The sequence below is a fragment of the Flavobacterium sp. genome (assembly GCF_023151265.1).
Classification (GTDB): Bacteria; Bacteroidota; Bacteroidia; order Flavobacteriales; family Flavobacteriaceae; genus Flavobacterium.
In genome coordinates, this window is the sequence record NZ_JAKLJH010000130.1 from 1 (window position 1) to 7,346 (window position 7,346).

A 7,346-nucleotide genomic window follows, 5' to 3' on the forward strand; every position below is an offset into this window, starting at 1 on the left:
TCGAATAAAAAAATCGCCTTTTACCATTTCGATAATTGAATTTAAAGAAGAATCTTTTTTAAATACGATTAGAAAAAAATTACTTTGGGGAGAAGACAAAAGAAATTAACACTCTATTTATATCATTTTTCATTTTTTAACGTTTTTAGCCTATTAAACGACAACAAAAAAATCCCATAAAATAGGGATAAGAAGTCAATATTGTTATATTTGCAAACTATTTTAAAAAATGAAGCACTTTTTATTCTATATATTACTGATTTTCTGTGGTTTCAACGTTTATTCTCAAATCAATGAATTGGGAGTATTTGTTGGAGGAACAAACTATATTGGAGATATTGGACCAACAGATTATATTGCTCCAAGCGAACCTTCAATTGGGATATTATATAAGTGGAATAGAAGTCCGAGACATGCTTATAGATTTTCATACACGCAAGGAAAACTATCTTCTAAAGACATAGATAGTGATGTACCTAGTAGAAACTTAAGAGGAAATTCATTTGAAAATAGCGTAAAAGAGTTTTCAGCTGGTTTAGAATTCAATTTTATGGATTTTGATTTGCATGATGGTGATCCAAAAATATCTCCTTATGTTTATTCTGGTTTGAGCTATTTTATCTATGATGAAATTTACATTTTAGACAACAATAGCAAAGTAGACTACCAAGATAGTACTTTTGCAATCCCAATGGTTCTAGGAGTCAAAGCTCGATTATTTCGCAACTTTATTATTGGAGCAGAAGTTGGTTTTAGATATACCTTTACAGATAATTTAGATGGAAGCAATCCTGAAAATGACAATTTTGAGAGCTTACGTTTTGGAAATAAAAACAGTAATGACTGGTATGTATTTACTGGATTAACGTTAACTTACACATTTGGGCAAAACCCATGTTTTTGTGCAGAATAAGATGGAATTATTAGATAAAATAAATAAAGACCAACTTCCACAACATCTAGCAATTATCATGGATGGAAATGGCAGATGGGCAAAACAAAAAGGATTACTTAGAGCTCTTGGACACGAAAGTGGCACAAAATCAGTAAGAAAAACAGTTGAAAGCTGCGCAAAATTAGGAGTCCAAAACCTTACTTTATATGCTTTCTCTACTGAGAACTGGAATCGTCCAAAAATGGAAGTTGACACATTAATGAAGCTATTAGTTTCTTCGCTAAAAAAGGAAATTAAGACTTTACAAAGCAATAATATCAAATTAAATGCCATTGGAAATTTAACAAATTTACCCGATAGCGTTCAAAAAGAATTACAAGAAGTAATTAGCAAAACAGCAGAAAACACTAGGATGACACTAACATTAGCACTTAGTTATGGTGCTAGAGAAGAACTTATTCAAGCTGTTAAAAAAATATCGAACAAAGTTAAAAATAATATAATTTCTGAAGAGGCTATTGACGAATCAATTATTAATCAGCATCTTTACACACACAATTTACCCGATGTAGATTTGGTAATTAGAACAAGTGGCGAACATAGAATAAGCAATTTCCTTTTATGGCAAATAGCTTACGCCGAGTTCTATTTTACAGATGTACTTTGGCCAGATTTTTCAGAAACCCATTTGTATGAAGCAATTATTAGTTATCAAAAACGTGAACGCCGATTTGGAAAAACAAGCGAACAAATTATACCTTAAAAAAATGTTGAAAAAAGGATTACCATTATTTACATTATTTACATTACTATTCAGCTCTTCGCTTTTTGCTCAAGAAACAAAATTAGAAAGTGGAAAATCATATATATTAGCTAAAATTGATGTTACCGGAAAAATCAGTTATAACGAACAAACCGTTACTACTTTCACTGGATTAGAAAAAGGACAACAAATAATTGTTCCTGGAGAAGACATTAGTGCTGCCATTAAAAAATTATGGAAATTAGGATTATTCTCTGATGTAAATTTTTATGTTAATAAAATTGAAGGAGATAGTATCTTTTTAGAACTTAATATTAATGAACTTCCTAAATTATCTGAAGTTAAAATTCAAGGTGTAAAAAAAGGAAAAATTGAAGAACTAATTAAAGATGCCGACTTAAAAAAAGGTAAGATTGTTAACGAAAATTTAATTACAACTACAAAAAATTACTTCGAAAACAAGTATAAAAAAGAAGGATATTATCAAGCAAAAGTTGCAATCAACACCATTCCTGACAGCTTAGGTAACGAAGTTAAAATGGTGGTAAATATTGACAAAGGCAACAAAGTAAAAGTAAAAAGTATAGATTTTGAAGGCAACGAACAGTTGAGCGATTCAAAACTTAAAAAAGCTTTTAAAAATACCAAACAACGTAATTTTGTTCGATTCTACAAAAAATCGAAATTTATAAAAGAAAAATACAAAGAAGATTTAACTGCCGTAATTGATAAGTACAAAGAAAAAGGAAATAGAGATGCCCGAATTATTTACGATTCTGTTACCTATGATAAAAAATCTAATACCGTATCAATTAAAGTAAAATTAGAAGAAGGAAGAAAATATTACTTTGGAGATATTCGCTATCTTGGAAACACAATATATACAGAACGCCAACTTAATACGCTTTTAGGTATTAAAAAAGGGGACGTTTATAATGGAACCTTACTTCAAAAAAGAATTGCGGACCAATCAAAACCAGATGGAGAAGATTTAACAAACTTATACCAAAACAATGGTTATTTATTTTCAAGCATCAACCCAGTTGAGGTAAGAACTGAAAATGACACAATTGATTTTGAAATTAGAATTACAGAAGGTCCAATTGCCTATTTCAACAAAATTACTGTTGTAGGAAATGACAAAACTAACGACCACGTAATTTATAGAGAATTAAGAACAAAACCTGGACAAAAGTACAGCAAAGAAGATTTAATACGATCTATTCGTGAAATTGGACAATTAGGTTTCTTCGACCCAGAAGCTATTAAACCTGATTTTAAAAATGTTGACCCACAAGCTGGAACTGTTGATATTGAGTACAGTGTTGTAGAAAAAGGTTCAAGCCAAATAGAATTACAAGGTGGTTATGGTGGTGGTGGATTTATTGGAACGTTAGGACTATCGTTCAATAACTTCTCTGCTCGAAAAATGTTTAAAAAAGATGCTTACAAACCCCTTCCTATGGGAGATGGTCAAAAAATGGCATTGCGTTTACAAGGAAGTTCATACTTTCAAACATATAGTTTATCTTTCTCTGAACCATGGTTTGGAGGTAAAAAACCTGTGAGTTTCTCAACATCATTATCACACAGTAAACAATTCTTATACAATTTCAGATCTAGAGATGTTGACAGAAGTCAAAGTTTCAATATTACATCACTTTCGGTTGGAATTGCTAAAAGACTTACTGTTCCAGATGACTATTTTGTATTATCACAATCGCTTTCATTCCAATACTATGATTTAAATAATTACAGAACGGGATTATTTACTTTTGGAGATGGAGCATCAAGAAACTTAGCCTACACTATTGGTTTATCAAGAAATAGTAAAGGAGTTAATCCAATTTTCCCAACCACAGGTTCTGAATTTAGTATTTCTGGTAAATTTACATTACCCTATTCTCTATTTAATGGTGTAGATTATGGTAATTTAAAAAATTTAAACGAATATAAATTGCGTTATGTAGAAGGTGTCTATACACCTATTGCAGTTAATGACCAATTACCTATCGAAGGTGATTACATTGGAGCAAATTATGATGCAAACGGTAATATAACATCTGTTTTTGCAGTTTCCGATCCAGCAGATGCAGCAGTTGATCAGGGAAAAGTAGACCAAAAAAGATTTAACTGGTTAGAATATTATAAAATTAAATTTAAAGCAGACTGGTACACTAGAGTATATGAAAAGCTAGTCTTAAGAACTAATGCTGAATTTGGTTTCATGGGAGCATACAACTCAGATAGAGGTTTAGTACCTTTTGAAAGATTCTTCCTTGGAGGTGATGGTCTAGCAAACTTTGCATTAGACGGTAGAGAAGTAATTCAATTAAGAGGATATCCAAACAACTCATTATCATCTCAAGATGGAGGAACAATTTATAACAAATTTTCATTAGAGTTAAGATATCCAATCACCTTAAATCAGTCGGCTTCAATTTACGCTTTAAGTTTCTTAGAAGCAGGTTCTGCATTCGATACGTTTAAACAATACAATCCTTTTAAACTTCAACGTTCTGCAGGTGTTGGTTTACGTGTATTTATGCCAGCATTTGGGTTATTAGGAATTGATTTTGCACACGGTTTTGATGCTATCCCAGGAGAAACAGCTAAAAGTGGTTGGCAAACACACTTTATTATTGGACAACAATTTTAAGGTTTGTTAGTACTTTTTTGTTAAATTCGTAAAAATATTTTATCATTTATTGCGTTTGACATTTATTAAAGTAGAATCAAAAACAGATTCAACCACTAAACAAAATTAAATTGAAATGAAAAAACTATTATTTATACTTGCTTTAATCTCTTTTTCTTCTAATGCACAAACAGCTAGAGGAGTTAAAATTGGTTATATAGATATGGAATATATCTTAGAAAAAGTGCCTGATTATGCTGATGCAAACAATCAATTAGAACAAAAAGCACAAAAATGGAAGCAAGAAATAGAAGTTAAAAAGACCGAAATAACAAAGTTAAAAGACGCTTTAAAAACAGAACGCGTTTTATTAACTAAAGAATTAATTGAAGAAAGAGAAGAAGAAATTGGACACTTAGAAAAAGAACTTCTTGAATATCAAGAAAAGCGTTTTGGACCTCAAGGTGATTTAATTATTCAAAAATCTGTTTTAGTTAAACCTATTCAAGATCAAATTTTTACAATTGTTCAAGATGTTGCCGAACAAAGAAAATACGATTTTATTTTTGACAAATCTTCAGATTTAACGATGTTATTTGCTGCTCAAAAATACGACATAAGTGATTATGTAGTAAAAAAACTAGCAGCTTCTCAAAAAAGAGAAGAAATGACAAAAAAACAGCTAAAAGCTCAAGAAGCAAAAGATGCTTTGGAAGAATCTCTTGAAGAAAATCCTGCTTATACAGAAAGACAAAGAATCTTAGATGAGAAAAAAGCAGCAAGAGAAAAACTAATTGAAGAACGCAAATTAGATATCGAACAAAAGAAAGCAGATGCTGCAGAGAAAAGAAAAAAATTACTTGAAGAACGTAATGCTAAAAAAAATGGCACAGTAATTGAAAATAAATCTTCTGAAGACAATAAAGAGGCAGACAACAAAGAAGAAGTAAAAGATAGTGGTGAAGAAAAAGTTACCACCGAAGAAAAAAAACCTACGCCAGCTGAAATTAGACAAAAAGCAATTGACGATAGAAATAAAAAATTAGAAGAGCGCAAAAAAGCTATAGAAGATAAAAAGAAAAAAATAGCTGCAGACAAAGAAGCTGCAAAAAAAGCAAAAGAACAAAAAACAGAAACAGAGAATAAAGATTAAATAACTTAAATTTTACAATTAAAAATGAAACAATTAAAAACTTTAGCAATCGCAATCGTACTTTTCATTGGAACACAGGTTTCAGCTCAAACAAAAGTTGCTCATATAGACGTACAAGCCTTAATGACTACAATGCCTGAAATGAAAACGGCACAAGATCAAATGAAAAAAATTCAGGAGACTTACGATAAAGATTACAAAAACATGGTAGCAGAATACCAAACTAAATTACAAAAATACGAGCAAGAAGCTCCAACTGCTGGTGACGCTTTAAACGAAACTCGTTCTAAAGAAATGCAAGACATGGGTAGCCGTATTCAACAATTTGAACAAACAGCTAAAAAAGAATTAGGTCAAAAAGAAATGGACTTAATTAAACCTATTATGGAAAAAGCTCAAAAAGCAATTCAAAAAGTAGCAAAAGCAAAAGGTGTTAACTATGTTTTAGATGCTACAACTGGTTCAGGAGTTTTGTTTGCTGAAGGTGGAATTGACTTATTAGCTGACGTAAAAAAAGAATTAGGTTTCTAATTAATTCAACTTAGAATTTTAAAAACTGCTCAATCTAAATTTGGATTGAGCAGTTTTTTTTTATTTTTGTTCTTATGAAAAATGAAAATCCTATAGGTTTATTTGATTCGGGCATTGGTGGCACTTCTATTTGGAAAGAAGTACATGCTTTAATGCCTAATGAGAACACCATTTATTTGGCAGATAGTAAAAATGCTCCTTATGGCTTAAAATCTAAGGATGAAATTATAGCACTTAGCTGTAAGAACACGGAATTTCTTTTAGAAAAAAATTGCAAAATTATTGTTGTTGCTTGCAATACCGCAACAACCAATGCTATAAAAGAATTAAGAGCTAAATACGACATTCCATTCATTGGTATCGAACCTGCAATTAAACCTGCAGCATTACAATCGAAAACACAAACCATTGGAATTTTAGCCACAAAAGGAACGCTTAATAGCGAATTATTTCATAAAAGTGTAGAAAACCACCCAGAAGTCAAAATAATTGAGCAAATAGGTCACGGATTAGTTCAACTAATAGAAAACGGCGATATCAATTCCCCAGAAATGGAAGAACTATTAAAAAGTTACCTAAAACCAATGATTGAAAAAAATATTGATTATTTAGTTTTAGGGTGTAGTCACTATCCTTATTTAATTCCTCAAATTCAAAAAATACTACCGCAACACATCAAAATTATTGATTCTGGAGAAGCGGTAGCAAAGCAAACGCATAAGATATTAGAGCAAAACCATTTACTAAATGTATCAAAAGAAAAAAGCTCTCAAATATTCTATACAAATAGCGAGCCTGAAGTTTTAGAAACTATCTTAAATCATAATGAAAAAGTGCTTTATAAGAATTTTTAGTTAATCTTTAAACCAACCTGAATACATAACGTAGTTATTTGAAATGCGTTCAATTTCTCCAGCAAAATCACTTTGATCAATATCCTTAACTTTCTTTGCTGGAACTCCTGCATAAATACAACCCGATTCTACAACTGTATTTTGCGTAATAACGGAACCCGCAGCTACAATTGAATTACTTTCAATAACACAATTATCCATTACAATAGCTCCCATTCCGATTAAAACATTGTCTTTTATAGTACAACCATGTACAATGGCATTATGTCCTATTGAAACATTATTACCAATAACAGTAGGATGTTTTTGATAAGTACAATGAACAACTGCTCCATCCTGGATATTTACTTTGTTTCCTATTGTTATTGAATTAACATCACCTCTAATAACCGCATTAAACCAAACACTACAATTAGACCCAAAAGTAACTTCTCCAACAATTGTAGCATTCTCGGCTACGTAACAATCTTCAGGGATTTGTGGATAATTCCCGTTTACCTCTTTAATTAACA

The 7,346-nt window shown here is 31.0% G+C and carries 7 protein-coding genes and 1 pseudogene; 7 read left to right on the forward strand and 1 reads right to left on the reverse strand.

The genetic code is table 11. From position 1 onward, the window contains the following. From ppnK to murI, 7 genes and pseudogenes are all read left to right on the forward strand, one after another. A pseudogene (gene ppnK, locus L6Q46_RS11225) lies at positions 1 to 109 on the forward strand (NAD(+) kinase); the annotation flags it as partial. A gap of 120 nt (positions 110 to 229) precedes the next feature. After that, positions 230 to 913: a DUF6089 family protein gene (locus tag L6Q46_RS11230; protein WP_291284381.1), complete on the forward strand. Its 684-nt coding sequence runs from the start codon at positions 230 to 232 to the stop codon at positions 911 to 913. Position 914: 1 nt separating this feature from the next. Continuing rightward, complete coding sequence (locus L6Q46_RS11235) at positions 915 to 1,658, forward strand: isoprenyl transferase (RefSeq protein WP_291284382.1); 744 nt, start codon at positions 915 to 917, stop codon at positions 1,656 to 1,658. Beyond that, on the forward strand, positions 1,588 to 4,317 hold the full coding sequence (gene bamA / locus L6Q46_RS11240) for an outer membrane protein assembly factor BamA (RefSeq protein ID WP_291284383.1): 2,730 nt from the start codon (positions 1,588 to 1,590) through the stop codon (positions 4,315 to 4,317). Before L6Q46_RS11235 ends, bamA begins: the two co-directional genes overlap by 71 nt. 115 nt (positions 4,318 to 4,432) lie before the next feature. Continuing rightward, positions 4,433 to 5,449, forward strand: a complete 1,017-nt coding sequence (locus tag L6Q46_RS11245) for an OmpH family outer membrane protein (RefSeq protein WP_291284384.1) — start codon at positions 4,433 to 4,435, stop codon at positions 5,447 to 5,449. Between the two features lie 24 nt (positions 5,450 to 5,473). Then, complete coding sequence (locus L6Q46_RS11250; RefSeq protein ID WP_111566142.1) at positions 5,474 to 5,980, forward strand: OmpH family outer membrane protein; 507 nt, start codon at positions 5,474 to 5,476, stop codon at positions 5,978 to 5,980. Between the two features lie 74 nt (positions 5,981 to 6,054). Continuing rightward, entirely contained in the window at positions 6,055 to 6,834 is a 780-nt protein-coding gene (gene murI / locus L6Q46_RS11255; protein ID WP_111566143.1) for a glutamate racemase, read from the forward strand. Here the strand turns inward: murI and L6Q46_RS11260 are convergent. Beyond that, positions 6,835 to 7,346: gamma carbonic anhydrase family protein (locus L6Q46_RS11260; protein WP_291284385.1), on the reverse strand; the 512-nt coding region annotated here is incomplete at its 5' end. It abuts the gene before it with no gap.